Source organism: Mucilaginibacter roseus (assembly GCF_021215455.1).
GTDB classification, from domain to species: Bacteria; Bacteroidota; Bacteroidia; order Sphingobacteriales; family Sphingobacteriaceae; genus Mucilaginibacter; species Mucilaginibacter roseus.
The window spans coordinates 782,188-805,091 of the sequence record NZ_JAJPWV010000001.1; the positions used below are offsets into that span (position 1 = coordinate 782,188).

A 22,904-nucleotide genomic window follows, 5' to 3' on the forward strand; every position below is an offset into this window, starting at 1 on the left:
ACTTATTGATAGGATCGCCTTGAGGTTGACGCACGGATGATAAGCTTAGGCTTAACACTTATGGTGCGTGGTACGATAGGCGATTCTTTATTTTCCGACTCCTGGAAATACAGGTTGGCAATAGTTTTACCCATATAATGACTAAACTGGTCGATAGTAGTAATTGACGGGCTGGTAAGCTCCGTGAACGGCTCATTTGAATAGCCTAAAATACCAAGGTCCGATGGTACTTTTATACCCATTGATGTAGCCACCTCTAATACACCGAGTGCCGAAAAGTCGGACGTTGATGCGAATATGGCATCAGGTGGTTCCGGCAGGTTCAGTAACTTACGGGTAGCATCGGCACCCAATTCCTTTGTCCAGGCGTTCTCAATAATCAATTCATTTATCACCGGCAGATTGTGAAGTTTTAGCGCTTCAAGATAGCCCTGCTTACGCTGGCGAAATATATCCAGGTTTTGAGGTCCTTCGAGCAAAGCAATCCTTTTGTAACCCTGCTCGATCATGTGTGTTATGCCTTCAAGCGATGCCTGGTGATTATCATTCAGCACCTTTAGTGTTTCCAGGTCATCTGCCACACGGTCAAATTGAATCAATTTAATACCATGGTCAATTACGTTTTGCAGGTGCGAATAATCGCTGCCTTCGGCTGCCACTGATATCACAATACAATCAACATGTTGGTTGATTAAAGCGTTTACGGACTTAACCTCTTTCTCATGCGACTCATTAGACTGGCAGATGATCAGGTTATAATCCTTACTGTAGGTTGTTTCCTCAATACCGGCTATTACATTGGAGAATATATTTTGGTTGATGCGTGGCACCACGATACCAATTGTTTTTGATTCGCCTTTACGCAGGTTAGATGCCAGTATGTTACGCTTATAATTTAACTCCGCTGCGGTTTTCAGTACAAGCTTTTTAGTTTCCTCATTTACATGGCTGCTATTGTTAAGCGCGCGAGACACTGAAGAGGCTGTGATGTTGAGTTTTTCGGCAATGTCGTAAATAGTAGTTCTCTTTTTGGCTTTCATGGTTGGTTAAAAGTAAATAATAATTTTTTGTGCAATCGATTGCATTTTTAAAAAAATCATTTAAATTCGTTGCCAGATAACGCTCAAACCACAACCAATAATAAATCAGTTAATACTATGCTGCTGTTAGGTATCGATATAGGTACATCATCTATAAAAGTTTGTATTGTTAATGCCGATAACCAACAGGTTGTAGTGGCAGCACAATATCCTGACGTGGAGTCGCCGATAAAATCCTTGCAACCCGGCTGGGCCGAGCAGGATCCGGCGATGTGGTGGGAGCATGTTAAGTTGGCATTGGCAAAGTGCCAGGCAAGTGGCAAGTATGATGCAAACCAGATAGCCGCTATTGGCATAGCGTACCAAATGCATGGTTTGGTTTTGGTAGATAAGCAGCAGAACGTGTTGCGCGACAGTATTATATGGTGTGATAGCCGTGCCGTTAAAATAGGCGATGATGCTTTTGAGGCTATAGGCGGCGATAAGTGTTTAAGCAACCTGCTTAACTCGCCAGGTAACTTTACCGCATCCAAGCTGGCTTGGGTAAAGCAAAATGAGCCGGACGTTTACGCCAAAATCGATAAGATCATGCTTCCGGGCGACTATATTGCCATGAAGCTGACCGGTGAAATTACTACATCTGTATCTGCACTTTCGGAGGGTATATTCTGGGATTTCAAGAACGAGGGAATATCTGAAGATATAAAAAACTACTTCGGTTTTGATGAGGATTTGTTCCCGCCGGTACATCCGGTATTTTCTGTGCATAGTAAGGTTTCGGAAGCTATTGCAAATGAATTAGGCATACCTAAAGGTATTCCGGTAGCCTATAAATCCGGAGATCAGCCTAACAATGCATTATCACTAAATGTGCTTAACCCCGGGGAGGTGGCTGCAACGGCAGGTACTTCGGGTGTTATCTACGGGGTTACGGATAGTTTGGAATATGATAGTCAATCGCGCGTAAACGCCTTTGCACATGTTAATTACAGCGATGATTTAAAGCGCGTAGGTATATTGCTATGCATCAACGGCACAGGCAGTATGTATAGCTGGGCTAAAAAGATGTTTGGCCAAACATTAACCTATCCGGAAATGAATGCTGAGGCTGAACAAGTGGCTGAAGGTAGCGATGGACTATTGATATTGCCGTTTGGTAACGGCGCTGAACGTATGTTGAATAACCAGTTGGTAGGTGCGCAGTTCAGTAATATTGATCTGAACATTCATACTCGTGGTCACGTTTTCAGGGCTGTACAGGAGGGTATTGCGTGCTCGTTCCGCTACGGATTGGATATTATGAGGAGTAATGGTATGAATCCTTCTGTCATCCGCGCAGGTAAAAACAACCTATTTTTAAGCGAGCTATTTACGCAAACGTTTGTAAACGTTACCGGCGTACCAGTTGAGCTTTACAGTAACGATGGGAGTGCAGGCGCTGCGTTGGGTGCTGGCATTGGCGCAGGAATTTTTACTTCACCCGTAGAAGCGTTCAAAGATATGCAGCTGTTAAAGAGGGTAGAACCGCAGGGCGGTAATAATATGAATGAAATTTACGAAAACTGGAAAGCATTGTTAAACAAATATTTAGAGATCATTAATTAAATAAACCATTTCAATAAACATATAAAACTTATGGGCATAGTAACAGGTAATAAGGAGTTTTTTAAAGGTATTGGCCAGATAAAGTTTGAAGGCCTTGAGTCAGACAATCCTTTAGCATTCAGGTGGTATGATGCAGAGCGCGTTGTAGCCGGCAAAACCATGAAAGAGCATTTGCGCTTTGCATGCGCTTATTGGCATTCATTCTGCGGCAATGGCGGTGATCCATTCGGTGGTGCTACGCACAATTTTGCCTGGGATGAAAAGGCCGACGCGGTTGAACGCGCCAAAGACAAGATGGACGCCGCGTTTGAATTCATCACCAAAATGAATTTACCTTACTACTGTTTCCATGATGTTGATGTGGTTGATTATACCAATGATGTAAATGAAAATGACCGCAGATTACAAGCTTTGGTTGATTATGCCAAACAAAAACAAGCTGAAAGCGGCGTAAAGCTGCTTTGGGGCACCGCTAATCTGTTCAGCCATAAACGTTACATGAACGGTGCTTCAACCAATCCTGATTTTCATGTACTGGCACATGCCGGTGCCCAGGTAAAGGCAGCGCTTGATGCTACCATTGCTTTAGGTGGCGAGAACTACGTTTTTTGGGGTGGCCGCGAAGGTTACATGACTTTGCTTAATACCGAGATGAAACGTGAGCAGGAGCATTTCGCCCGTTTTTTACATACCGCTAAAGATTATGCCCGCAAGCAAGGTTTTAAAGGTACCTTCTTTATAGAGCCAAAACCATGCGAACCAACTAAACACCAGTATGATTATGATGCGGCAACGGTATTGGGCTTTCTGCAAAAATATGATCTGCTGAACGATTTTAAGCTGAACCTTGAGGTTAATCACGCAACACTTGCCGGGCATACCTTCCAGCATGAATTACAGGTTGCTGTTGATGCCGGGTTGTTAGGCTCCATTGATGCAAACCGCGGTGACTACCAGAACGGTTGGGATACCGACCAGTTCCCGAATGATATCAATGAACTGACCGAGGCTATGCTGATCATCCTTGAGGGTGGCGGTTTCCAGGGCGGTGGTATTAACTTTGATGCCAAAATCCGCCGTAACTCAACCGATCCGGCTGATCTGTTCTACGCGCACGTGGGTGGCATGGACATTTTCGCGCGCGCTTTGATCACCGCAGACAACATCCTGCAAAAATCAGATTACAGAAAAGTACGCGAAGAACGCTACGCATCATTTGACAGCGGCAAAGGTAAAGAGTATAAAGACGGTAAATTATCGTTAGAAGATTTACGCCAATATGCTATAGAGAATGGCGAGCCTGCGGTAATTAGCGGTAAACAGGAATATCTGGAGAACCTGATAAACCGTTTTATATAAGGATTTTTCTTGTGTGTTATATGGCCCTGTGCAGCGATTGCTGTACAGGGCTTTTTTTATCGGTCTACTTCGCCCAATACAAAATCAATAGAGCCGATTATAGCTATCAGGTCGGCGATCATTACCCCCTTGGCAATTTCGGGTAATACAGAAAGATTATTAAAGCTTGGTCCGCGTGATTTGGCACGAAACGGCACTTCCGATTTACCGTCGGCAATAAAGTAAAAGCCAAGCTCCCCTTTTGAACCTTCCCCACGCATGTAATAGTCTTGTGCCTTCGGCGTGATCTTACGTGGAAGTTTCGCACGCGGATCAAAATCGGGCGTGCGTTTCAATTCCTTTTGTAAACGATCAAGGCATTGCTCAACAATTTTTACCGATTCGGCTATTTCATCCACCCGCACTTTATACCTGTCCCAGCAATCGCCAACGGTGCCCATTTCGCCTTTACCTACCGGTACGTCAAAATCGAGCTCGGGGTAAGCGGAGTAGTTATCAATACGACGGAGATCCCACTTTAAGCCAGATCCGCGAAGCATTGGCCCCGAGCAGCCATAGTTAATCGCTAGGTCCATTGGCAATATACCTACGTTAGCTGTACGGTCAATAAATACCTGGTTTTCGGTAAGCAGCTGATTCAGTTCAACCATCTTAGGCTTAAAGTATTCAATAAACTCGCGGCAACGCTCCTCAAAACCGACAGGCAAATCATAATATAAGCCGCCTATCCAGATATAGTTATATAGCATGCGCGAGCCGGATGCCCACTCCAACAGGCCCATAATATGCTCACGATCGCGGAAGCACCATAGGAAAGGAGTGAACGCGCCGATGTCAATACCATATGTACCTATGGCTATCAGGTGCGAAGCAATGCGGTTAAGCTCACAAACTAAAACTCTGATGTACTCGACCCGTTTAGGTATGTCCTTATCTATACCCAGCATGCGCTCGACACCCATTACCCAAACATGGCTGTTGTTCATAGATGCCAGGTAGTCCATTCTATCAGTAAACGGAATGGTTTGCTGGTAGGTAAGGCTTTCGGCATGTTTTTCAAAACAGCGGTGCAAATAGCCTAAATGCGGAATAACCTCTTTAACTATTTCGCCGTCAGTGATCAACTCTAACCGCAATACGCCGTGTGTCGACGGATGCTGCGGGCCAACATTCAACACCATATCCTCAACGGATGCGCTGGCAATCTTTTCGTTGTAACGCTGAAGAGCTTCTTCGTATTTTGAGTTAACTGTGATCAAAGTAGTTGTATTTCGATAATAACTATTCTTTTGTCCTATTAGGGGGCGGCGGTAATCAATCTATCTTGATCCCTTTATAATATTCAGCAGTCTTATAGTCTTTGCGTAGCGGATAACCCTCCCAGTCATCCGGCAAAAGTATCCGTCTTAAATCAGGATGGCCTTCAAAGTAAATACCCAGCAAGTCGTAAGCCTCACGTTCGTGCCAATCGGCAGTTCTATATACTGATGATACACTTTTAAACGATGGTAATTCGTCAGCATTCCCATCATGCTCGATGCTTATTTTAAGCGTAAGCTGCAAACGATAAGGCATAGATGCTAAGTGATAGACTACGCCAAAGCGGCCGGAATCCACACCATAATCAATACCGCTCAGGCTCGAAAGAAAATCGAAATAAGTTTTTGGATTATCCCGAAGTTCCCGGCAAACGTCAACAATGCTGTCAGGAGCAATGAGCAGTGCAGGCTGCAGCCCGCCGCGTTCTTCGCCCACAACAACGTCATTACCAAACCTGGCTGTCAAAATATCCTTTATCTCATCAAACGTCATGGTGCAAGGCGTACTTTTTTCCAGTTTTTTTTATCAATCTTTTTATAAACTATCCTATCGTGTAAACGGCTGGGTCTGCCTTGCCAAAATTCAATTAAAGTAGGCTTTAAAACATATCCGCCCCAGTGTGATGGCTTGGGTATATCTTTACTTTCGTATTCGGTTTCCAGTTGCTGCATCTTGCTCTCAAGCACTTCACGGCTACCAATTTCCTGGCTTTGCGGAGAAACTACGGCGCCAATCTGGCTTGATTTCGGGCGCGAATGGAAATACTTTTCAGACTCGTCCTTACTTAATTTTTCAATAGTTCCCTCTATACGTATCTGCCGCTCTAACGGCCCCCAGAAAAATACTAACGAACCCAACGGGTTTTTAGCCATTTCGCGGCCTTTACGGCTTAGATAGTTGGTATAAAATTTAAAACCATCGCTATTGTAACCCTTTAATAACACAACGCGTGCCGATGGCCGTCCATCGCTCGTAGCAGTTGCCAGGGTCATGGCATTAGGCTCATACATTTCGGCCGCAAGGGCTTCATTAAACCATTTGTCAAATTGCTTTAAAGGGTCGGCATTGGTGCTTTCCTCGGTTAAAGTAGCTGCACTGTATTCCTGACGTAAATTTTGTATCCTTTCGTTATCCATCAACGCAAACTTACAAATTAATTATACCGTACATATTGTTATAATGTAAATTAGTGTACGAACATTAATTTATAAATATTGTTAAATAATTAAGTAAATGTAAACCTTATGCTTAATTCTATATCAGCAGCGGCGGGCCGGTTATTAGTATCTGAACCCTTTATGATGGATCCGAACTTCAAAAGGTCGGTAATACTGCTTACTGAATACTCGGAAGACGGAGCTATGGGGTTTGTGCTGAACCACCAGACAGAAATGATGCTGGGCGATATTTTACCGGATGTTTCTTACTCAGAACTACCCGTGTATGAAGGTGGGCCGGTGGCTAAAAACACATTACACTTTATACACCGCTGCCCTGAAAAAATCTCCGGTGGAATTGAGATATGGGACAATATTTATTGGGGCGGCAATTTTGAGGAAGTAAAAGAGCTGATAAATAATTACCAGCTCGATGAAAATGAGATAAAATTTTTTGCGGGCTATTCCGGCTGGACACAAGGCCAGCTCGACGCCGAACTAATGGAAGATACCTGGATTGTCGCCAACAACTTTAACGCCGACCTGATATTTGCCAACAGCGAGCACAATTTATGGCGCGAAGTAGTGATCAGCCTCGGAAACCGCTATGCGCATATTGCTAATTTCCCTGAAAACCCATCGTTGAATTAACCCCACCCAACTCTCCCCGGTAACGGAGGGCTTCAATATCAGCAAGTTTTGACCTTAGGGGAAGATTTAGAAGGGATTAACCCTCCATTTCCCTGGCAGATTCTTCTACCTTTTTTGCGAGTTCCTGTTTGTAGGCAATCAGGTTATTGGTAACCGTTTCGTTAGCTGTCGCGATAATTTGAGCGGCTAATAAACCAGCATTTTTTGCCGCATTTAAGGCCACGGTAGCAACGGGGATACCGTTTGGCATTTGCAGGATAGATAAAATAGAATCCCAACCATCAATAGAATTGCTCGATTTTACGGGCACACCAATAACAGGCAAGTGGGTTAGCGAGGCGACCATACCCGGTAGGTGCGCTGCACCACCTGCACCGGCAATAATAACTTTAATACCGCGGCCCGCGGCCTCTTTAGCATAGTTAAACATACGGTCAGGCGTGCGGTGGGCTGACACTACGGTTATCTCGTAAGCAACGCCTAACTCGTTCAAAATATCGGCAGCATCCTGCATTACGCCAAGATCTGATTTGCTGCCCATTATAATTCCTATTTGGGGATTCATATTTAAGTCGATAGACCATAGTCGATGGTCCATAGGTTTATCTAAATTATAAATACTGCTTCCATGGACTATCGACTATTATCCATGGACTAAAAAATCAACTAACTACCTTAAGCGTCTTCTGTACAAACCTCGCTTTCTCTATCGCCTGTTCTCGGTCTGCATCTACAATCGTAACGTGGCCCATTTTCCGGAATGGCTTTGTTAAAGCTTTTCCGTATAAATGAACGTATACACCGGCGCACTTCAATACCTTTTCAATACCTTGGTAAACAGCCGGGCCTTCATGGCCTGCCTCGCCAAGCACATTTATCATGATGGCGTTGTTTAAACAAGCCGTATCGCCAAGTGGCTGGTTGAAAATAGCACGCAGATGCTGTTCAAATTGCGATACCGTATTGCCCTCGATAGTTTGGTGGCCGCTGTTATGCGGACGTGGAGCCAGCTCGTTAACCAGTATCTTGCCGCTCTTATCCAAAAACATTTCAACCGCTAATAAACCAACGATCTTTAAATCGTCGGCTATCTTTTTCGCAATCTGCTCTGCTTCCTGTTGTACCTCGAAAGGCAGGGTAGAAGGCGCTATCAAAAATTCCACAAGGTTGGCTTGCGGATTAAACCCCATCTCTACCATCGGGAAGGTTTTGATCTCGCCGCTTTCGTTACGGGCCACTATTACGGCTATTTCCTTCTCAAAATCAACCCAGCGCTCAACAAGGCTTGGCTCGGTAAAAGCCCCAGCCAGGTCGTCCTCGCTTACTACTTTGTAAACACCTTTGCCGTCATAACCATCCCTGCGTAATTTTTGTATATAGGGGAATGGAATTGCACTATTGCTAAGCTGCTCAGGCGATGATATGATCTGGAACTCAGCCGTAGGAATGTCATTCTCTTTAAAGAATTGTTTTTGCAAACCTTTGTCCTGTATCAGCCTTATCACACGCGATTGCGGGTAAACCAACACACCTTCACGCTCTAACTGCTCCAATGCATCCACATTCACCTTCTCAATTTCAATGGTCAAGAGGTCAACCTTTTTGCCAAAATTGTAAACGGTTGCATAATCGCTTAGCGAGCCTACAGTAAATTCTTCGCAAAGTTTGCGGCATGGCGCTTCACGGTCAGGGTCGAGCACCTTTACCGTAACATTATAATTAATAGCCTGTTGTATAAGCATACGCCCAAGCTGGCCGCCGCCTAATATTCCTAATTTTAAATCGCCGTAAAATGCTTTCATTGTTACCTGCAAAGTAAAGCATTTTAGTTAAGCTGTAAAAGTGCCTGATTCGGTTAAACTATAACATTAACAAGCAACTTATGGCTATAAAAATATCAATGTTAAAGTAAGCATATATTATCTTTTTTAGCCTCGAGAGTAATATAATCTTAACCAATTCAGGTGCAAACCTTATACTAATTTGACTGTTGAGCCTTCAAACGGCGCTTTAAAAACGCTATATTTGCACCGTTTTTCAAATAAGTTGTTTGAACATTTAATTTATACTCAATGAAAACCAAAATAGCAGTAGCCAATGGCGATGGTATAGGTCCGGAAATAATGGACGCCGTATTAAATATTTTTAAAGCGGCAAACGTGCAGTTAGAATATGACTTTGTTGAAATGGGCAAATCATACTTTGATGCAGGGCATTCTACCGGCATGACAGAGCAGGCTAAAGCTACCATTGAAAATTTGGGTATATTATTTAAAGGGCCGATGGAAACGCCTAAAGGCAAGGGCGTAAAAAGCATAAATGTAACTGCCCGCAAAGTATGGAATACATACGCCAACCAGCGCGATTTCCGTACATTAAATGGTGTTGATACCGTTTTCTCTAAAGCGGGAATGGACATTAATCTTACCATCATCCGCGAAAATATTGAGGATACTTACGGCGGTATTGAGCACATGCTTACTAATGATGTAGCCGTGGGCCGTCGTATCATCACCCGCCCTGGTTCGGCACAGGTAATACGCTATGCGTTTGAAATGGCTAAACGCAAAGGTCTTAAAAAACTGGCTTGCGGACACAAGGCGAACATCATGAAACTGACTGACGGCATGTTCCTGGAAATATTTTATCAGATAGCCAAAGAATATCCGCAGATAGAGGTATCAGACATCATAGTTGACGACCTTTGTATGAAGCTGGTTTCTCGTCCGGAAATGTTCGAAGCTATCGTATTGACCAACCTGCAAGGCGATATTGTGTCTGACCTTTGCGCGGGTTTGGTAGGTGGTTTAGGCTTTGCGCCATCAGCTAATATTGGCGATAACATATCCATTTTTGAAGCCGTACATGGTACCGCTCCTGATATTGCAGGCCGCGGTATTGCAAATCCAACTGCTTTGTTACTTTCAGGCATATCTATGCTGCGCTTTTTAGGCTTAACTGAAAATGCCGCCACTATAGAAAATTCGTTGCTTTACACACTTGAGCAAGGTGTACATACCGGCGATTTTGGTGACCGTTCAACACAATCTGTAAATACCCAAGGTTTTGCTGACGCAATTATTGCAAACCTGGGTAAAGTTCCGGCTAACGGAAGTGTAGTCGCGCAACCTAACTTTGAAACGCGCAAACCGGTTACCCGCCCTGCGCAAAATAAAATAACCGACACGAATCCTGACATTACCAAAGAGATTCAGGGCGTGGACATTTTTGTGGAAACAACACTGCAACCTGCCGAAATTGCAGAGGTAGCTAAATCAAAACTGAATGATAAATTTAAATTGGTAATGATCTCGAACCGTGGTACGCAGGTTTGGCCAACAGGTTCAATTTTTACAGAATTGGTAAATCAGTCGCGTATACGCTATGAGAAAACCGACGGCACTACTTTAACACCTCGTGATGTGTTTGCTATAGCGGCTGAACTATCAGATAGTATCCGGGTATGTTCAACAGAGTTGCTGACTATTTTTGATGGCAAGCCGGGCTACTCATTAGCACAAGGACAGTAATTTAAATATCACATAATAGAATGCCGGTTAATCACCGGCATTTTTTGTTTAAGGAGTAATTCAGATTTTATTACTTTTAAAAACAACACCATCAGGCATAAAATGAATGGTGATTACATAAAAATCAACAGTATGAAATTCGCAACCAAGGCAATACACGCAGGGCAGGAGCCCGACCCAACAACAGGCGCTATCATGACGCCTATATACCAAACCTCAACTTACTGGCAGGCGTCTCCTGGAGATAATAAGGGCTTTGAATATTCGCGCGGTACTAACCCTACCCGCAAAGCATTAGAAGATTGTTTAGCCGCGTTGGAAAATGCAAAATACGGACTTGCTTTTTCGAGTGGTATGGGCGCTACTGATGCTGTGATGAAGCTGCTTCAACCCGGTGATGAAGTAATAACCGGTGATGATTTGTATGGTGGCTCTTATCGGATTTTTACGAAGATATTTGCCAATTACGGCATTAAATTTCACTTCATCAGCTTTGCCGATCCGGAAAACGTTCGCAAATACATTAACGAAAACACAAAACTTATCTGGGTTGAAACACCAACAAACCCAACCATGCGGATAGTGGATGTTAAAGCTGTAGGGAAGATTGCTAAAGAAAAAAATGTAAAGCTGGTAGTTGACAACACCTTTGCTTCGCCATATCTACAAAACCCGATTGACCTGGGTGCTGATATTGTGATGCATTCGGTAACCAAATACATTGGCGGCCACTCGGACGTGGTGATGGGCGCGCTGATGCTGAATGATGAGGAACTGTACAAAAAACTTTGGTTTATATACAATGCCTGTGGTGCCACACCTGGCCCGATGGATAGCTTTTTAGTATTACGCGGCATAAAAACTCTACACCTGCGCATGAAAGCGCATTGCGAGAACGGCCGTAAGGTAGCAGAGTTTTTAAAAGACCACCCGCGGGTTGCTAAAATATATTGGCCGGGTTTTGATGATGCACCGGGGCACTTAGTCGCTAAAAAACAAATGCGCGATTTTGGCGGCATGATTTCCATTACGCTGAAAGATGCTACGCTGGAAGATACCTTTAAGATAGCATCATCATTCAAAGTATTCTCGCTGGCTGAATCCTTGGGTGGCGTAGAATCATTGATAAACCATCCGGCTACCATGACGCATGGTTCCATCCCTAAAGAAGTACGCGAAAAGGTAGGCGTTGTCGACAGCTTATTGCGCCTGAGCGTAGGAGTTGAAGATATTGATGATTTGCTGGAAGATTTAAAACAGGCACTTGCCTAAGTTAGTTGCAGTAGCAGTAAGTGGTAGCAGTAATGTTGTACTTTTAACTGCTACTGCCACTGCAAGCGCTACTAAATAGCATGATAGACAATCTAAAAATATTCCTTGATTCAAAAGTTGCACAATATAATCGTCCTGAATTTGTAATACCTGATCCGGTGAGCATACCACATATGTTCACCAAAAAACAGGATATAGAAATTATGGGCTTTTGGGCTGCTACGCTGGCGTGGGGTCAACGGGTTACCATCATCAAAAAATGTAAGGAATTAATTGCGTTGATGGACGGAGCGCCTTATGACTTCATTATTAATCACCAAGAGCCTGACCTTAAAAAGCTGCTGAGTTTTAAACATCGCACGTTTAATGACATTGACACGCTTTATTTTATAGCGTTCTTTCGGCAGCATTATGAGCGCTTTCAATCTCTTGAAGACGCATTTATACCGTCGGGATCAGTCGATTGGAATGCCGAAATGGCGCTGAATTATTTCAGGTCCTATTTCTTTTCGTTACCTGATTACCCGCACCGTACTAAAAAGCATGTATCGTCGCCTTCACAAAAATCAACCTGTAAGCGGTTGAATATGTTTTTGCGTTGGATGGTGCGGAAGGATAACTGCGGAGTTGACTTCGGCATCTGGAACCGCATTAAGCCTGCTGATCTTATTTGTCCGTGTGACTTACACGTGGATAGGGTAGCCCGTAAATTATTGTTAATAACTAGAAAGCAAACCGATTGGCAAACTGCTGTCGAACTTACAAATAAACTGAAGGAGTTTGATGCTGAGGATCCTGTAAAGTATGATTTCGCGCTATTTGGTTTAGGTATCGAAGAAAAATTTTGATGCGTTACTTTATTAACACGTAAACACCTGTACCGTTGGAGAATAAACTTATTGAAACGGTAATGTGGAGAATTTATTACATTGTTAGTTGGTAAATTTGTATGTAATGCGCATATTTACAACGAAATACCAATCGCAAACCTAATAGAAAGGCACATCATTCAATGTGTCTTTTATTTTGAACAATAGCTAAATCGATCTAAATATATAAAATCATATAAACGAAAAATGCCCGTAGATTCTACGGGCATTTTTTTAGGTGTGTTCTTTTGGTGATTATTCCCAGCCTGAACCTTTTTTAGCTGCACCGTTTTTGATGTGCTCTTCAGCTTTAGCCTTACCAAGTATAGCGGCAAGTTTATTACCGTCTTTATCTTTACCGGTTGCAATGTAGCGACCAGCTTTTACGTCGATTACCGGATCAATGATTGGAACGTTTTTGGTTTTGGTTTTTACTGAATAGGCGGTGATTGCGCCTTCGCTTTTTGTTGCCATAACTAGATTTTAATTTGTTTCTACTAAGTAAATGTTGATTTTACATTATTTGTTTGAAGCAAACATAAACCTTTGCATTAAACAAAAGAATAGTAACGGGCATTTTTTGCACGTTTTTTATGCACAAAACCATGTTTTTAACATTTTTATCGATCAAATTTCAGTAAAACGGCGTATACAAAAAAGCGATACGAGAGATTATTCGTATCGCTTTTTATTTGTAGCGCTTGTATAGCGCTGCTTACATCCTATTATTTTTGAGGTGACATGCCACCACCGGTTGTACCTGTTCCCATACCCGTGCCGGTACCTGTTGGCGATGTAGTCGGGCTTGTGGTTGGGGTTGACGGACTGGTAGTCGGTGCCGTTGGACTGGTGGTTGGCGGCGTAGTCGGGCTTGTAGTTGTTGGAGGCACTGTTGGGCTTGTTGGGCTGGTAGGTGCCGGCGTTGTGTTTGGCGTTGTTGTAGGCGCCGTTGGGTTAGCCGGATTTACGGGGTTTGTATTCGGGCTTGTCGGATTTGGATTAGCCGGGTTTACAGGTGTTGTACCTGGTGTAGTTGAGTTTGGCCTTACCTGTTTGTTGGTGCCCTTTTTAGTTGCCGGTACAGTATCTTGCTGCATTCCGTCAACCTGATAGTAAGCTACAGGTGTGCGGTTAATATTTTTGTTCTGATCTGTGGTAACTTTTGCATAGCCAAACGCACACGTCGCGCTCACTGCCAATGCTATCAAACTTACTCTTTTCATAATTTTTTTCTTTTAAGTTATTTGTATTAACCTATGCTATAACTATGCCAAAAAATTCATATGCTGCGGATAAAATCAAATTTTAAAATTCAACAATATAGTCGCTCGTTTGTATCAAAATACATAAATCACTATGATCATGAACTTTAAACATCTTCCAATTTTAGCAATTACAGCGGCTTTAGCGGCCTGCAATTCAAACCCCAATACTAAAACAGCTGATAGCATTGCTGCTGACAGTGCAAAAAATGATACTACAGCGCAAGCAGCAGCACCCGGCCATATATGCTTTTTACGTACTGAAGGAACCCAGCAGCAGGACAGTACAAAAATACACCTGATGATTGACGGTAATAAAGTTACCGGTGATATGCAATGGCTGCCAAAAGAGAAAGATGCTCGCAAGGGTACTATTGAAGGTAGACAGGACGGCAATGTTATTAAAGCTGTCTGGACATTTATGCAAGAAGGAATGAAGGACACCATGGCTGTTGAATTCAGCTTTCCAGGCGATAAACTTTTACAAAAACCATTTAAAGTTAACGCTAAGGACGGTCGCCAGGTTACCGATAGTAAGGCGGATTATACAGTAGTGTATGATAAGGTTGACTGTAAATAACAGCTAAACGAAGGCTTTACATTAAACCAACAAAACTAACGGCAACAGTATGTTAATTTGAATGCGTATTGTAAAAAGCAACGCTTAAACATTTACAACATGGATTTACAGTTAAAAGGAAAAACCGCGTTAGTGAGCGGATCTACTCAGGGAATAGGTTACGCTATAGCGCAAAGGTTACTTGCCGAGGGGGCGATTGTTATTATAAACGGCCGTAATCAACAAAAGCTCGATGATGCGGTAACTAAATTAAAGCAGGAACTTCCAGGTGCCCAGGTTAGCGGTATAGCCGCAGATTTTGCAAGTGCAAGTGATGTAGACACATTGCTTGCAGCTGTTGATGAAGTGGATATATTGGTAAACAATGCCGGGATATTTGAACCCAAACCCTTTGAGCAGATTACCGACGCCGACTGGTTACGCTTTTTTGAAGTTAACGTACTGAGCGGCGTAAGGTTGTCAAGGCATTACTTCCCTAAAATGGTAAAAAAGGATTGGGGGCGTGTGATATTCATCTCCAGCGAGTCGGGTATAAACGTTGCTGAAGAAATGATACATTACAGTATGACCAAAACCGCCCAGCTTACCGTAAGCCGTGGCCTGGCTGAATTAACCAAGGGAACCAACGTTACCGTAAACGCTGTGTTACCAGGGCCAACGCGATCTGAAGGAGTAAATGATTTTGTTAGCCAGTTAGCGCAGGGGCAGGGTGTAAGTTTTGAAGAGGCTGAGCGCGATTTCTTTAAAACCGCTCGCCCAACATCACTGATACAGCGATTTGCAGGTGTTGATGAGATAGCAAATTTGGTAGCTTATGTAGCCAGTCCTTTATCAGCAGCTACCAATGGTAGTGCTTTACGTGCCGATGGCGGTGTAGCAAAGCTTATTATCTAATCAGTAATAAAATCAACAAAAAAACGCCGCTAACTTAAGCGGCGTTTTATTATTTAGCGGTACTTGCAAAGGTAAGATACCTGCGTGTCTGCCTTCACCTTAAAACGTTTATTAGCTTCAACTTCAAATGTTTCGCCGTTTGTGTATGCCTGCCAGATTGAATCATCACCAGGTAAAAGCGCATGTAATGTGCCCTCAATAACCTTCATGGTTTCATGTTGCGATGTACCGAACTCATATTCGCCGGGCTCGATAACTCCAATAGTTGATTTGCCTTCGGCAGAAGTATAGGCAAGCGATTTAACCGCGCCTTCAAAATACTCATTAACGTTTATCATAACTTACATATAAATGGATTTCAATATGTAAATTAAATTTGATAAGTGGAGCAAATAAGCACAGTATACTCTTGTTTACTTCAGTTTCTCTTTGAAGATTTTCTCGAGCTTATCCATTTTGGGTTTGATCACGATGCGGCAGTACGGTTGCGAGCCGTTCCGCTTGTAATAGTTTTGGTGGTAATCTTCGGCTTTGTAAAAGTTTTTTAGCGCGGCTATCTCGGTTACAACCGGTTTACCGAAAGCGTTTTGTGCATTTAATTCATTCTTATATTTTTCGGCTAATGCTTTCTGATCGGCATTGCTGTAAAATATCGCCGAACGGTATTGTGTGCCTACATCAGCGCCCTGGCGGTTTAGGGTTGTGGCATCGTGCATTTTCCAAAATACCTCGAGCAAATCTTTATAACTGATCACGGCCGGATCATAAGTTACCTGGATTACTTCGGCATGACCGGTTTTACCAGTGCATACATCCTCATACGTAGGGTTGGCTACCTTACCTCCGGAATAACCCGACTCCACTTTTTTAACGCCCTTTAACTGCTGAAATATAGCTTCTGTACACCAAAAACACCCCATGCCAAACGTAGCCTTTTCAGCTTTGGCTTTGGGTTGTGCGTTTACACTTATACCGGCAACCAGCAAAGCGATTACCATTATCCAAATTTTTCTCATTTTAATTGTTGTTTAACTGATGTACGGAGCCAAGGGCAATATAGTTTACAAGCCGTTCAGTTTTACAAATTACCGACATTACCGCACATTGAGCTGAGCTATTTGCTGCTTGTATTTAACCGGCAGTAACATGTTCTTTACCATCGCTGCCAGGTTAATTTGCTTTAGCGTTTTGTAGATGAACAGAACAGGTTTTATCCAGAAAATATTTTTAAGAGACAAGTGCTGTTTTACTACTGTAGGTACTAAAATGTTCTGCACGCCCAGCATAATGCGGTAATGCAGCCATCCCAAATGCTTTTTGTATTGTTTGTATAAATTAATGCTGAATGCGCTTTTTACGAGGTTTTGCTCGAGATGCTGTTGCCGTGCTGTCACCCATTCCGTGTAGGATTCTGGCAAATCCCTAAGGCACATTTCTAAACCCATTCGATAGAAAACGTCGAACACATCCCGTTTTTCGTTTAAAGTGAGCTTACGTTCCAAGAGTTCAAAAGACCGTATCGAATAATCAATCAACATAAATAATACGTCGCGATACGCCCAATCGGGTATTTGGGCGCCGCGGCTTTTCTCAACGCCCTGATGTATAGCGGTTATTTTATGTATAGCCCGTAGTGCGGCTTCTTCATCAGCGAATATAATTGACCGGGAATAAGCCACTGTTGAGAAAAGCCGGTCTAAAGGATCGGCCGGTAATTTGCCCGTATAATATAACCAGTCCACCGCTTTGTTTAGTGCAAATTCAGCCGCTGCACCGGCAAATATAAAGAGGACTGTGTCCGCATTACCCCATATTTGCCGCACAATTGAGTCTTTAGCTACAAAAGTTCTCATACCATTTTTGTTTTAAGTGTGTTGCCCCTTAGCTTTTCAATAACTACGATAAACGCAGCGCCAAGCGTGTAGGCCAGCATATCAATCCACGAAAAGGCATAGCCCATTACGGTTACCGCCAATTTGGATTGTTGCAGGCCAAGCCGTTCGGCTAAATTCATATACTGGCTAAACTCAACTAAATAGGCAAAAATCAGGCAACCAACAGCGGCGCGTATGGGCTCGATAGCAATAAAGGCTTTTACAAAGCAATAGATCATAATCACCACCAACAGATCGCCAAAATAGGGGCGAATCACGGCGTCATGAATATAAAGGGCGATAAGGCACTCGACGAGGAACAGAATAATGAATAGTGAAAAATACAGCTTGCTAAATTTCATATTAAAAAAGTACTTTTAAATACAAAGTAAATGAAATAAATTGTTTATAAGTTAGGAATTTTTAAAAAAAATCTTTAAATCAACTCTTGAATTAGTTCTACCTTATCTCGTAGAGCCTTGATAGTATTTGCCGGTTGAGCGCTTTGAGCTTTAAAGCCCCAAATGTTGTTACCACAGCTTTCGCAAAACTCAGATTCTGTGCCATATCCATCGTTGGTTTTGGAACACTCACATATCCAAACCTCTTTCTCTTTTGATGAAAGCATTTGTTTTTTGGTTGATCTGGTTCCTCGCTCTTTAAAATCTTGTGAGATATAGCTGATTATTTCGTTGAATGAATCAATATCTTGTTTGTCATAGTAAGGCTTATCATAATGCAATATTGCCAGTGCTCTTTTTTGAAGGATAAAATTATCACTACGTAGTAGTTTATTAATTTCTTCAATATTTAACAATTGAAGCCTGCTTATCAAAACTAATAATTGACCAATAAGAGCCGGATCATTTTCAGTGGATATCGCATCATAAACTAGATTTGTCTTTTCATCTTCCGAAAAGCTATCTACGTAATTCATCAAACTCAACTGAAACTGGCTGTTTTGAGATGGGTCTTGTTGAAATTGAGCCAAACGCTTACTATAGGCCCTCAACAAAAAAGGAAAAACTTCTTTTACTTGATTTGCAGTGACAAAATCCCAAAAGTCTTCATCAAATATCTGCTGAGTGTTCTCCGCTTTAGTAATTATTTCTTTTTTCTTTTTTAGTGTTTTGATACCTTCAGTAGTAGCAATCCCAAACGCCTGAGATTCTTCTTCATGTGATTTTAAAGAAGATTTTTCAATAATAATAGCGGTGCCAATAGCTGTAAGCATAAACATTGATTTGCCCTTACCTGATATTTCATCTGCATCAACTTTCAGATCCAATATACAGTTGGCACCAATTTCAAATGCGGCTATCTTTAGCTTATTTACAGCTTCGTTGTAAATTGAAGATATTTGTTTTTGATAAGTATCAGACCTACCGCCGAATACATCACTAAAGGATGCAAACATATCACTAAATACATTTGTACCCGCTACCACATGAGCCGATATGGGTTTTAGATATTTTTCTATTTTAATATTTTGAATTGTAGACGTTGTTACTACGAGGATGTTTTTAGGGCTATTCATTTTTGATTTAGGAAGTTTTGCCTAAAGTAAATAATTGAATAAATACTTTTTTTAATTCTTAAAATAAACTGAATATTCCGCAGGCAGCGCTTTAATAGATCGGATTAAAATATCTTTATAATAAACCTCTGCCGCTTCGCTTTGAATTTGCAGGCGGCCGCTGGTGAGTGGTTTGTAAGTGTCGCCATCTTTGTACGATGATCCGCTCAACGCCATAACAACATGCCCGTTTAGTATATGCAGGCTTTTATCGCCAAAGCATATCAATTCAAGCGTATTCCAGTCGTTATTCGGCTTTTCGTAATTGCGGCTTTGTTGTACAAAATTATTACCAGCACCCATAAAGGTTTTTACACCGGCCGGGTCATACACCATAGTGTCTTTTTTGGCTGGTGTTCTTTTGGTTTTAATGTACCCTGCTGATGAAGCAATACACCAGTAGTCGCCACAGCCGCCTTCCATTACCTGCATTTCCTGCCCCAGCATCCATGATCGCCAATAATCAACACCAGCTTTGCCGTTTGAGTGATAGATGATACCCGAATCCTTAGGTTCATTAAGACGTGGAATCCATTTTTTATCGCCCCATTTTACTTTCAGCTTTAAATGGTAGTTTTTGAACGACTGCTTTGTGTAAAGGCACCCGTAAACTTCGCCGCTAACGCGTAACACCGGCTGGCTGGTGTTCTTTACAAGCGTAAACACACCCGTCTTGTCGTTATTGTAACCGATAGGTTTTATGGGTTTGCCATTTTCGTCAACCGGCGCTGTGCCCTTATAGCCATCTTTATGACGATAGCTTAAATAAGTTTTCCATTTGCTTAACTTGTTATCAAGCAATGGTGCCCATCCATCATTATCCGTAAATGAGGTAAACAGCAGTATAAAAACGGGGGTCAACAGGTAGTAAATGCGCTTCATTAAAAGGTTTGTTAATCGGCATTAAAATACCCGGTTAAGGCATTACTATTTTACCAAAACATGGTGTTATATTAACAAATTTCGGAGCTGCAACTTTATGCATGCACCGCGGTTCAAGCACAAACCGCGGGCAATACATAAAGCTTATAGGTAGATGTTAGAAAACTGCTAATGTGATGGGTATTAGGTATTACCACGATGTAAAATTACGCAGGCCGCGCTTTTTAACCACGAGTTCAAAAACCCATTATCGCTATACTTTAAACGCTCTTAAAATGGGTGAAAACACCTATTGCATTACTCAGGGCTGTAAAGTGGCTGGTTGTTAACAAAAAACCATTTTTCAACAAACAGAATAAAGTCGGTGCAAGAGGCTAACTTTATCGGGTTAAAAACCGAGGTAATAGATTTGGCAAAAGCAACTACAAAAGAAACCCCTTTAATGCAGCAGTACAACGCTATAAAGGCAAAGTACCCGGGCGCGCTGCTGCTATTTCGTGTGGGCGATTTTTACGAAACATTTGGAGAGGACGCCGTTAAGGCAGCCGGTATTTTAGGCATAGTGCTTACCAAACGTGCAAACGGCGCCGCTACACACATAGAGTTGGCAGGGTTTCCGCATCATTCGCTCGAAACGTATTTGCCCAAGCTGGTAAGGGCGGGGCAACGTGTTGCTATATGCGATCAGTTGGAAGACCCTAAAACTACTAAAACCATCGTTAAACGCGGCGTTACTGAACTGGTTACGCCTGGCGTGGCTGTTAGCGACAACATCCTGCAGCAAAAAAGCAATAATTACCTCGCCTCGCTATATTTTGAAAAAAACAGCATCGGCATAGCGCTGATCGATATATCCACCGGTGAGTTTTTGACCGCCCAGGGTAATAGTGGTTATATTGATAAACTTTTACAAAGCTTTTCGCCAAGCGAAGTAATCTATCCCAAAAGCCGCCAACATGATTTTAAGGACACATACGGCGACCGTTTTTACACTTACTCGCTTGATGAGTGGCCATACAGCGGTGATTACGCTTACGAAACCTTGCTCAAACACTTCGGTGTGCAATCGCTAAAGGGTTTTGGTATAGATAAGCTCGCTTTGGGTATAGTCGCCGCCGGTGTGGCGCTTCATTATCTCAACGAAACCGAGCACCGTAATCTGCAGCATATATCAGCCATCAGCAGGATAGAGGAAGACCGCTATCTGTGGCTCGATCGCTTTAGCATCCGCAACCTGGAACTGGTAGGCTCAGCCAATGAAAACGCGCATACCCTGGTTGATGTGCTCGACAATACCTGCTCACCTATGGGTGCGCGCCTGCTGCGCCGCTGGATAGTGATGCCGTTAAAGGAGCATAAACCCATTGTTGACCGGTTGAACGTTGTTGAGCATCTGATTGAGCATGAAGAACTGCGCGAAAACTTGCAGCAGCAACTACGGCAAATAGGCGACCTGGAACGCCTGATCTCCAAAATTGGATTGCAAAAAGCAAATCCAAGAGAGATTTGTCAGCTGAAAAAAGCTTTGCAGGCTATCAGCGAAATAAAAAAGATAAGTGAAGCATCGGGTAACCAGCCCCTTCAAACAATAGGCGCGCAGTTAAACCCCTGCGCTTACATATGCGAGAAGATAGAGAAAGAACTTTACCCGGAACCACCGGTAGCTTTAATAAAGGGATCGGTAATTAACGAAGGTATAAATGAAGAACTTGACCGCTTGCGTAAAATCGCATTTGGCGGCAAAGGTTATTTGTTAGAGATACAAAAACGCGAAGCTGAAATAACCGGCATACCATCGCTCAAAGTATCTTTTAATAACGTTTTTGGTTATTATCTCGAGGTTACACACTCGCACCGGGATAAGGTGCCAACCGAGTGGATACGTAAACAAACGCTGGTAAATGCCGAACGTTATATTACCCCTGAACTAAAAGAATATGAAGAGCAGATATTAGGGGCAGAAGAAAAAATATTAGTGCTTGAAACCCAGCTATATAATGATCTGCTCTACTCTTTAACAGAATATATTAAGCCGATACAGCTTAACGCGCAATTGATAGCCCGGTTGGACGTGCTGCTGAATTTTGCGCACATATCCATCAAAAACCATTACGTTAAACCTATAATTAACGAGGGCAGACTGATAGATATAAAGGGTGGCCGGCATCCGGTTATAGAGAAAACATTACCACTGGGCGAATCATATATTACCAATGATGTTTACCTTGATTCAGAAACGCAGCAGGTAATCATTATCACCGGCCCTAACATGGCGGGTAAGTCTGCCTTGCTGCGGCAAACCGGCCTCATTGTGCTGATGGCACAGATGGGGTGCTTTGTGCCTGCCAAGGATGCTACGATAGGGTTGGTCGATAAGATATTTACCCGTGTGGGCGCATCAGACAATCTTTCATCGGGCGAATCAACCTTTATGGTGGAGATGAATGAAACCGCCAGCATTTTGAACAATCTGTCTGACCGTAGCTTGATCCTATTGGATGAAATAGGTCGTGGTACGTCAACTTACGACGGTATATCCATTGCCTGGGCTATTGCAGAGTACCTGCATAATCACCCATCGGCTAAAGCAAAAACACTTTTTGCTACGCATTATCATGAGTTGAATGAGCTGAGCAACTCTTTTAACCGGATAAAAAACTTTAATGTATCGGTAAAAGAAGTTGGCCAGCAGATCATATTCCTGCGTAAGCTGGTACCGGGCGGCAGCGAGCATAGTTTCGGTATACATGTGGCTAAACTGGCTGGTATGCCGCCAAAGGTTTTGGGTCGTGCTAATGAAATACTAAAGAAACTGGAGGCCGAGCGTACAGGCGGGGAACATATAAAAGAAAGCATCCGCAAGGTGCAAAAACAAGCGGTACAAATGCAGATGTTCTCGATTGATGACCCAGTATTGGTTAAGATACGGGATACCTTGAACAATTTAGATGTGAATACGCTGACTCCGGTTGAAGCCTTAATGAAACTGGACGAGATACAGCGATTAATAAAAAGCTGATAAAGCAAAAAGCT

23 protein-coding genes are annotated in these 22,904 nt (G+C 42.7%); 9 read left to right on the plus strand and 14 right to left on the minus strand.

Annotated features, from left to right (window positions below; translation table 11 throughout):
• Positions 1 to 2 precede the first annotated feature (2 nt).
• Positions 3 to 1,040, minus strand: a complete 1,038-nt coding sequence (locus tag LT679_RS03375) for a LacI family DNA-binding transcriptional regulator (protein ID WP_232175553.1) — start codon at positions 1,038 to 1,040, stop codon at positions 3 to 5.
• A 117-nt stretch (positions 1,041 to 1,157) separates the two neighbouring features.
• Here LT679_RS03375 and LT679_RS03380 point away from each other — a divergent pair, with 117 nt between their 5' ends.
• Complete coding sequence (locus LT679_RS03380) at positions 1,158 to 2,645, plus strand: xylulokinase (protein WP_232175554.1); 1,488 nt, start codon at positions 1,158 to 1,160, stop codon at positions 2,643 to 2,645.
• A gap of 30 nt (positions 2,646 to 2,675) precedes the next feature.
• Positions 2,676 to 4,004 carry a xylose isomerase gene (gene xylA / locus LT679_RS03385; RefSeq protein WP_232175555.1) on the plus strand — a complete coding sequence of 443 codons (1,329 nt, stop codon included), beginning with the start codon at positions 2,676 to 2,678 and terminating at the stop codon, positions 4,002 to 4,004.
• Between the two features lie 56 nt (positions 4,005 to 4,060).
• Here the strand turns inward: xylA and LT679_RS03390 are convergent, their stop codons facing one another.
• The 3 genes from LT679_RS03390 to pdxH form a co-directional block, all read right to left on the minus strand.
• Complete coding sequence (locus tag LT679_RS03390) at positions 4,061 to 5,185, minus strand: NADH-quinone oxidoreductase subunit D (RefSeq protein ID WP_232176055.1); 1,125 nt, start codon at positions 5,183 to 5,185, stop codon at positions 4,061 to 4,063.
• A 133-nt stretch (positions 5,186 to 5,318) separates the two neighbouring features.
• Positions 5,319 to 5,816 carry an NADH-quinone oxidoreductase subunit C gene (locus LT679_RS03395; RefSeq protein WP_232175556.1) on the minus strand — a complete coding sequence of 166 codons (498 nt, stop codon included), beginning with the start codon at positions 5,814 to 5,816 and terminating at the stop codon, positions 5,319 to 5,321.
• Complete coding sequence (pdxH, locus tag LT679_RS03400; protein ID WP_232175557.1) at positions 5,813 to 6,460, minus strand: pyridoxamine 5'-phosphate oxidase; 648 nt, start codon at positions 6,458 to 6,460, stop codon at positions 5,813 to 5,815. The genes LT679_RS03395 and pdxH overlap by 4 nt, the downstream gene beginning before the upstream one ends.
• A gap of 108 nt (positions 6,461 to 6,568) precedes the next feature.
• Between pdxH and LT679_RS03405 the strand changes: the two genes are divergently transcribed.
• Positions 6,569 to 7,132 carry a YqgE/AlgH family protein gene (locus LT679_RS03405; protein WP_232175558.1) on the plus strand — a complete coding sequence of 188 codons (564 nt, stop codon included), beginning with the start codon at positions 6,569 to 6,571 and terminating at the stop codon, positions 7,130 to 7,132.
• A gap of 76 nt (positions 7,133 to 7,208) precedes the next feature.
• Here the strand turns inward: LT679_RS03405 and purE are convergent, their stop codons facing one another.
• Entirely contained in the window at positions 7,209 to 7,697 is a 489-nt protein-coding gene (gene purE, locus LT679_RS03410; RefSeq protein ID WP_232175559.1) for a 5-(carboxyamino)imidazole ribonucleotide mutase, read from the minus strand.
• A 97-nt stretch (positions 7,698 to 7,794) separates the two neighbouring features.
• The gene (locus LT679_RS03415; RefSeq protein ID WP_232175560.1) at positions 7,795 to 8,934 is read right to left on the minus strand and encodes a 5-(carboxyamino)imidazole ribonucleotide synthase; all 1,140 of its coding nucleotides are present in this window, start codon (positions 8,932 to 8,934) and stop codon (positions 7,795 to 7,797) included.
• A 270-nt stretch (positions 8,935 to 9,204) separates the two neighbouring features.
• On the opposite strand from LT679_RS03415, the gene LT679_RS03420 reads away from it, so the two are divergent.
• The 3 genes from LT679_RS03420 to LT679_RS03430 all read left to right on the plus strand — a co-directional run bounded on the left by LT679_RS03420 (position 9,205) and on the right by LT679_RS03430 (position 12,782).
• Positions 9,205 to 10,662 carry an NADP-dependent isocitrate dehydrogenase gene (locus tag LT679_RS03420; RefSeq protein WP_232175561.1) on the plus strand — a complete coding sequence of 486 codons (1,458 nt, stop codon included), beginning with the start codon at positions 9,205 to 9,207 and terminating at the stop codon, positions 10,660 to 10,662.
• A 132-nt stretch (positions 10,663 to 10,794) separates the two neighbouring features.
• Positions 10,795 to 11,934, plus strand: a complete 1,140-nt coding sequence (locus LT679_RS03425; RefSeq protein ID WP_232175562.1) for a cystathionine gamma-synthase — start codon at positions 10,795 to 10,797, stop codon at positions 11,932 to 11,934.
• An 80-nt stretch (positions 11,935 to 12,014) separates the two neighbouring features.
• A complete protein-coding gene (locus LT679_RS03430; protein ID WP_232175563.1) occupies positions 12,015 to 12,782 on the plus strand; it encodes a TIGR02757 family protein in 768 nt (255 codons plus the stop codon).
• A 276-nt stretch (positions 12,783 to 13,058) separates the two neighbouring features.
• Here LT679_RS03430 and LT679_RS03435 read toward each other — a convergent pair whose 3' ends face one another.
• Both LT679_RS03435 and LT679_RS03440 read right to left on the minus strand, forming a co-directional pair.
• The gene (locus LT679_RS03435; RefSeq protein WP_232175565.1) at positions 13,059 to 13,277 is read right to left on the minus strand and encodes a hypothetical protein; all 219 of its coding nucleotides are present in this window, start codon (positions 13,275 to 13,277) and stop codon (positions 13,059 to 13,061) included.
• A 251-nt stretch (positions 13,278 to 13,528) separates the two neighbouring features.
• A complete protein-coding gene (locus LT679_RS03440; protein WP_232175567.1) occupies positions 13,529 to 14,026 on the minus strand; it encodes a hypothetical protein in 498 nt (165 codons plus the stop codon).
• A 139-nt stretch (positions 14,027 to 14,165) separates the two neighbouring features.
• Here LT679_RS03440 and LT679_RS03445 point away from each other — a divergent pair, with 139 nt between their 5' ends.
• Both LT679_RS03445 and LT679_RS03450 read left to right on the plus strand, forming a co-directional pair.
• Positions 14,166 to 14,645, plus strand: a complete 480-nt coding sequence (locus LT679_RS03445) for a hypothetical protein (protein WP_232175569.1) — start codon at positions 14,166 to 14,168, stop codon at positions 14,643 to 14,645.
• A 99-nt stretch (positions 14,646 to 14,744) separates the two neighbouring features.
• The gene (locus LT679_RS03450) at positions 14,745 to 15,539 is read left to right on the plus strand and encodes an SDR family NAD(P)-dependent oxidoreductase (RefSeq protein ID WP_232175571.1); all 795 of its coding nucleotides are present in this window, start codon (positions 14,745 to 14,747) and stop codon (positions 15,537 to 15,539) included.
• Positions 15,540 to 15,592: 53 nt separating this feature from the next.
• On the opposite strand, the gene ppnP is transcribed toward LT679_RS03450, so the two are convergent.
• The 6 genes from ppnP to LT679_RS03480 form a co-directional block, all read right to left on the minus strand.
• Positions 15,593 to 15,877 (minus strand): pyrimidine/purine nucleoside phosphorylase, encoded by a 285-nt coding sequence (ppnP, locus tag LT679_RS03455; protein ID WP_232175572.1) that lies wholly within the window; start codon positions 15,875 to 15,877, stop codon positions 15,593 to 15,595.
• Between the two features lie 75 nt (positions 15,878 to 15,952).
• Positions 15,953 to 16,555: a peptide-methionine (S)-S-oxide reductase MsrA gene (msrA, locus tag LT679_RS03460; RefSeq protein WP_232175573.1), complete on the minus strand. Its 603-nt coding sequence runs from the start codon at positions 16,553 to 16,555 to the stop codon at positions 15,953 to 15,955.
• Between the two features lie 78 nt (positions 16,556 to 16,633).
• Positions 16,634 to 17,392 carry an oxygenase MpaB family protein gene (locus tag LT679_RS03465; protein ID WP_232175574.1) on the minus strand — a complete coding sequence of 253 codons (759 nt, stop codon included), beginning with the start codon at positions 17,390 to 17,392 and terminating at the stop codon, positions 16,634 to 16,636.
• The gene (locus tag LT679_RS03470) at positions 17,389 to 17,775 is read right to left on the minus strand and encodes a ribosomal maturation YjgA family protein (protein WP_232175575.1); all 387 of its coding nucleotides are present in this window, start codon (positions 17,773 to 17,775) and stop codon (positions 17,389 to 17,391) included. The genes LT679_RS03465 and LT679_RS03470 overlap by 4 nt, the downstream gene beginning before the upstream one ends.
• Before the next feature lie 74 nt (positions 17,776 to 17,849).
• Positions 17,850 to 18,950 (minus strand): YbjQ family protein, encoded by a 1,101-nt coding sequence (locus LT679_RS03475; protein ID WP_232175576.1) that lies wholly within the window; start codon positions 18,948 to 18,950, stop codon positions 17,850 to 17,852.
• A gap of 51 nt (positions 18,951 to 19,001) precedes the next feature.
• Positions 19,002 to 19,871 (minus strand): 3-keto-disaccharide hydrolase, encoded by an 870-nt coding sequence (locus LT679_RS03480; RefSeq protein WP_232175577.1) that lies wholly within the window; start codon positions 19,869 to 19,871, stop codon positions 19,002 to 19,004.
• Positions 19,872 to 20,280: 409 nt separating this feature from the next.
• Here LT679_RS03480 and mutS point away from each other — a divergent pair, with 409 nt between their 5' ends.
• On the plus strand, positions 20,281 to 22,890 hold the full coding sequence (mutS, locus tag LT679_RS03485) for a DNA mismatch repair protein MutS (protein WP_232176057.1): 2,610 nt from the start codon (positions 20,281 to 20,283) through the stop codon (positions 22,888 to 22,890).
• The last annotated feature ends 14 nt before the right edge of the window (positions 22,891 to 22,904 follow it).

Coding starts and splice junctions, on each gene's coding strand:
- purE (WP_232175559.1), bottom strand. CDS start 7,697: ATGAATCCCCAAATAGGAATTATAATGGGCAGCAAATCAGATCTTGGC.
- LT679_RS03380 (WP_232175554.1), top strand. CDS start 1,158: ATGCTGCTGTTAGGTATCGATATAGGTACATCATCTATAAAAGTTTGT.
- LT679_RS03470 (WP_232175575.1), bottom strand. CDS start 17,775: ATGAAATTTAGCAAGCTGTATTTTTCACTATTCATTATTCTGTTCCTC.
- LT679_RS03395 (WP_232175556.1), bottom strand. CDS start 5,816: ATGACGTTTGATGAGATAAAGGATATTTTGACAGCCAGGTTTGGTAAT.
- LT679_RS03390 (WP_232176055.1), bottom strand. CDS start 5,185: ATGGTGTTGAATGTTGGCCCGCAGCATCCGTCGACACACGGCGTATTG.
- LT679_RS03475 (WP_232175576.1), bottom strand. CDS start 18,950: ATGAATAGCCCTAAAAACATCCTCGTAGTAACAACGTCTACAATTCAA.
- LT679_RS03450 (WP_232175571.1), top strand. CDS start 14,745: ATGGATTTACAGTTAAAAGGAAAAACCGCGTTAGTGAGCGGATCTACT.
- LT679_RS03440 (WP_232175567.1), bottom strand. CDS start 14,026: ATGAAAAGAGTAAGTTTGATAGCATTGGCAGTGAGCGCGACGTGTGCG.
- LT679_RS03430 (WP_232175563.1), top strand. CDS start 12,015: ATGATAGACAATCTAAAAATATTCCTTGATTCAAAAGTTGCACAATAT.
- LT679_RS03420 (WP_232175561.1), top strand. CDS start 9,205: ATGAAAACCAAAATAGCAGTAGCCAATGGCGATGGTATAGGTCCGGAA.
- LT679_RS03435 (WP_232175565.1), bottom strand. CDS start 13,277: ATGGCAACAAAAAGCGAAGGCGCAATCACCGCCTATTCAGTAAAAACC.
- LT679_RS03415 (WP_232175560.1), bottom strand. CDS start 8,934: ATGAAAGCATTTTACGGCGATTTAAAATTAGGAATATTAGGCGGCGGC.
- ppnP (WP_232175572.1), bottom strand. CDS start 15,877: ATGATAAACGTTAATGAGTATTTTGAAGGCGCGGTTAAATCGCTTGCC.
- LT679_RS03465 (WP_232175574.1), bottom strand. CDS start 17,392: ATGAGAACTTTTGTAGCTAAAGACTCAATTGTGCGGCAAATATGGGGT.
- msrA (WP_232175573.1), bottom strand. CDS start 16,555: ATGAGAAAAATTTGGATAATGGTAATCGCTTTGCTGGTTGCCGGTATA.
- LT679_RS03375 (WP_232175553.1), bottom strand. CDS start 1,040: ATGAAAGCCAAAAAGAGAACTACTATTTACGACATTGCCGAAAAACTC.
- LT679_RS03445 (WP_232175569.1), top strand. CDS start 14,166: ATGAACTTTAAACATCTTCCAATTTTAGCAATTACAGCGGCTTTAGCG.
- LT679_RS03405 (WP_232175558.1), top strand. CDS start 6,569: ATGCTTAATTCTATATCAGCAGCGGCGGGCCGGTTATTAGTATCTGAA.
- pdxH (WP_232175557.1), bottom strand. CDS start 6,460: ATGGATAACGAAAGGATACAAAATTTACGTCAGGAATACAGTGCAGCT.
- LT679_RS03425 (WP_232175562.1), top strand. CDS start 10,795: ATGAAATTCGCAACCAAGGCAATACACGCAGGGCAGGAGCCCGACCCA.
- LT679_RS03480 (WP_232175577.1), bottom strand. CDS start 19,871: ATGAAGCGCATTTACTACCTGTTGACCCCCGTTTTTATACTGCTGTTT.
- xylA (WP_232175555.1), top strand. CDS start 2,676: ATGGGCATAGTAACAGGTAATAAGGAGTTTTTTAAAGGTATTGGCCAG.